Consider the following 4289-nt stretch of genomic DNA (forward strand, 5'->3'; position numbering starts at 1 on the left):
ACTTAATTTAGAATCTGTTACTAAAACATTCTAATTATGGGAACAAAAGTATTAGTTTCCGGCAAAAAGGAACCTAGAAATTAAGAATAGTTATAAATAATAGTTGTTTTATGTATAAAAAATTGTGCCTGACTATAAAGAATTGTATTTAATATTTGCTGCCCAAAGAGGCATAAATGCTTCATTTGACGATATTTTATAATATCAGTATTCCAAAGCGATGTAAATTCTCCTACTTCTTTTTTTCACTAAGAATTAATTTCTATATTTGGAGAATATACAACCAAATTCAGATTTACTATCTATGACTGATACCATCTCTTACCAATATGCAGCTCCTTCCGCACTGCAACGGTCAGCCGATCAGGACGAACTGTTTCTTGCCAAATACAGCGAAATAGAAAAGAAAGAAACACCCTGTTTCTTTTGGGGAAAGTTGACACAACCCTACATGACAGCACGCTGCCTCATCGCATTATCCAATGTTGTGCAGTCCAGTTTTAATCTGACACCGTCACAGCTTTCCATGCTGAAAGATCCGATTGTAACCGCAGGAAATGACCGCCTGCGTTTTGAAGGATTCTCTAATTGTGCAGGTGTATATGCCAGAGTCGACGTGCTTCCTGACGGACACGACGGAGAATTTCTGGAAAACGGGACAACAAACGTAGATTTTAATCCCGGAATGATTTCTGCCTTAGGAGGAATAGGCAGACAGGAGAATATGGTAATGTCGGTCGGTCCCAAAGAGGTGGGACTTTATCATAAAGGTGAGAAAGTGATAGAACGAAAAGTACCTCTTCCCGTGAAATGGATAAAAGGGCTGACTACGGTACAGATTTATCAATCCGTTGCGGAACAGCTCTACTCCTTCAATCGCATACAAACCTTACAACTCTTCCAGACTCTTCCGAAAAGTAGTGTGAAATGCGACTATTATTTAGTGATGCGCGGTCAAAAACCCGCCTTTTCACCGGTGAAAAGCATGAATGCCGTCTGCATTGGAGGACTTCATCGCTTACGTCTGCTCGAGCCCTTGCTTCCATTTGCCGATGAGCTGAAAGTCTTTGCGCATCCCACCATGCAATCTACCATTTGGCAACTTTATTTCGGTCCGGTACGCTTCAGCCTTTCTCTTTCCCGCGAATGTTGGAGAGGATTTTCCGGAGAAGGCGCCGCACTGGAATCTCTGCTCGAAGATGTCCCCGAAAGATGGATAGAAGCAATGGATAAATACAGTTATGCCAACCAACAGTTCAACCCCACTCTTTTTGCCATAGAGGAACATATTGACCTGGAGAAGGTAGATTCCCTCGCGGCACGGCTGGCAGCCATGGGGTTATTGGGATTCGATTTGGATGAAAACGGCTTCTTCTACCGTCGCCTGCCTTTCAAAACCGAACGTATTTTAAGTCTCAATCCTCGAATGATAGCTGCAGAAAAACTACTGGAAGAAGAAAAAGTAGAAATCATATCGAATGACGAGAAACGGACAGAAGCACGCGTGGCAGGAAGCGGAGGTGTCAGGCATACGGTCATTCTCGACAGAGAGAGTGAGAAGGAGCGTTGCACTTGCACCTGGTTCAGCAGCAATCAGGGAGAACGGGGAGCTTGCAAACATATTCTGGCAGTAAAGAAACTAGTACAATGGAAGAACTAAAAAAAGAACTCGAGAAATTATCCAAGGCTTATGTGGATACTCCGGAGAATGAAGAGAAGATATTAATCCCTTTTGTCAAGAGATTACTGAAGTTACCAATGAAAGAAAGGCGGAAACTGCTGCCGGTTATCCGGGATTTACAATGGATAAAAAGTAAGTTTGCCGGTTTCAGTAGTGAGACAACCTGCAGTGCGGCGCGGGCACATTTTCTATCTGCTGTCCAGTTTGTCTGTGCCAACAAACGGGAGATGGATATGGCATATCATATGAAGTTTGATATGCTTTGCAAACTACTCCCGCTCTACTACCCCACCTGGCTGACTGATTTTATCAATGATGACAAGACTTGGTTTAATTTCGATCTCAATTACGAACAGCTGATGCAGCTCATGGATATGGGATACCTCAAAGAAATCGCTCCAAGCCGCATTGCACATGTACTCCCCTGGATTACCCGTATCAGAAATAAAGAACCTAAAGGAAACGATACTTTCAACAGTGAGTTATTACTCAAACGTGACATCACCCTAAAAGAACATATCTGGACAATTTTCGAATACGAATCGTCCATCAGTTATCAAGATGATTGCGCCAAAGAGGCTTATAAAAAAGGAGTTACCGCACAGGATGAAAGTATCAGTGCCGCTCTCTACCGCTTTTCGCTGGACGGCCATCTGGATAGAGAACGCCTATTAAAAGCCACACTCGCCACTTTCCACCGGAGTTTCAAGAAAGACATGGCAGGATGGTTTGCCGGATTCTTCGAAACTCTGCAACCAACTACCGGAGAACTGTTATCTTTGCAAGAAGAGATGATGCAAATATTCACCTCTTCCTATACCAAACCGGTGAACGTGATGTTGCAACAGTTGAAAAATATTGCATCTGAAGAAGGATTCCGTTATCAGGAATTCATCGAACGTGCAACCACCCTTTTCTTCTCCAGCCCCAAAAACTCGCTGCTTACCATTTACGCCCTCTTTGAAAAGATCGTCGCACAACATCCCGAGATGAAAGAGCCCTGCTGCATCACTCTCTGCCAACTCTTCTTGAAGAAAGACGAAAGCCTTCAAAAGAAAGCCGCTAATTTTATATCAAAATATGGAGACGCCTCTTCATCCAATCTCCAGGAAACACTGCAATCTTATCAACCGGAGATGTTTCAAAGCGTGCATGCGATACTCTCTTCTTTCAAACCGCAGCCTACAGAAGAAACCCATGAGCCCGATGCAAGTGTGGGAGAAACGGTACACATCTGCAGGGAAGACAACCCTATTTCCTTCCCCGCCAACAAAGAAGATTTCCTATTCCAGCTTAGTCGTTTGTTCGACATGGAGGAAAGTTGGGAGATAGAAACAACCATCGCCGCCATCATTGCTTTCCATCCCCAATTGGACAAAGAAGATCTCAACCGGATGGAACCTGTTTTCCAACGGGCTGCCACTATCGTTGCCAATAGCTGGGAGCCATACGAAGATCTTCTCGCTACCTTCCTACTGGAATATCAACGCTTATGGGCACAGAAAGATACCTCCAACACAGGATTTTTGAGAAATATGTTCACCCGATTGGAAGAAAGGCTGAAAGGAATAGATGAAAACAGAGGAGCTTATGACGAGCGCTCTTTCAAACGACTTGCCGACTGGAAACCCGGCTACAGCAACGCAACCTGTTTCACACCCATCAAACAATTATGGCTGAATGTGATCCGTAAAATAAAAGGAGGCAATGCCTTCCCCCTACTTTCTACTCCCACCCATACCCCGGCATACGTACAGGCTACCGAACTGATACGCCGGCTTGCCGTATATCAGAAAGCAGGAGCAAAACCCTGTCCATGGGATTTCCAGCTAGCTATTGCCCGCTGCGCCATGGAAGACAAAGAAGAAGCCATCGCCACCGCCCGACAACTGTTGCAAGATGAATACCTGCATCTCTCTCTGTTCCTGTTGGATGAAAACACGCTACCCGAACCGCCCTACAATCATCCGACCGCCTGGGTGGCCGCCGGACTGGTAAAAGCACCGGAGATGGAATTCGAAGCATTCAAATCTTTCGCTTGTAACACATTACCGCACAACTATCTGACAGGAGACTACGAGTGGAAAGAGGTAAAACCCAAAGAGAAATCATACGAAACAGACAGGCGTCTGCTCCAACTCGAGTTCTACAAATGGCATACATATGCCGAATGCAACAGCCATCAGTTATGGCAGGAACATCTGATTATCAACAGTAAATATAACATGGATGATTCCCGTTACATGGAACCTTTGTTATGCTGCTTTCCCAACCGCCCGGAACCATTAATAGCCCAGATTATCACTTGCTACATGACTTTCGGCACTCCGCAGGAAGATAGCAAACGTACCCTCGCCTGTGCCTTACGCATGCTGTTGTCTTTCCACTGCCCGCTCAAAGAGATGAGTTTGCTTCTACTAAGTGGTTCGCTGCTTTTTGTAGACAAAACAGTCCGTTCCTATGCAGCCGAATTATGGGTAGAAGGGGTATCCACAGGAAGAATAAACAATCACCGGGTAGGAGAAATCCTGGCCCGCCTCATCCAGATGGAACTTGCTCCGCTAAAACGCTTCACCACCCAAGTGTACGAAAGCATGTACAAACGAAG

At 44.9% G+C, this 4289-nt stretch carries 2 protein-coding genes; both read left to right on the forward strand.

From position 1 onward, the window contains the following. Nucleotides 1-304 precede the first annotated feature (304 nt). On the forward strand, nt 305-1660 hold the full coding sequence (locus ACT8YW_RS22025; RefSeq protein ID WP_444107153.1) for an SWIM zinc finger family protein: 1356 nt from the start codon (nt 305-307) through the stop codon (nt 1658-1660). Continuing rightward, a partial coding sequence (locus ACT8YW_RS22030) for a DUF6493 family protein (RefSeq protein WP_444107154.1) occupies nt 1648-4289 on the forward strand: 2642 nt, incomplete at its 3' end. The genes ACT8YW_RS22025 and ACT8YW_RS22030, both read left to right, overlap by 13 nt.

The sequence above is a fragment of the Bacteroides sp. genome, assembly GCF_052357945.1.
Taxonomy (GTDB): Bacteria; Bacteroidota; Bacteroidia; order Bacteroidales; family Bacteroidaceae; genus Bacteroides.

What these genes read in the sequence shown, in the direction of transcription:
- ACT8YW_RS22025 (WP_444107153.1), top strand. Translation starts at nt 305, where the DNA reads ATGACTGATACCATCTCTTACCAATATGCAGCTCCTTCCGCACTGCAA.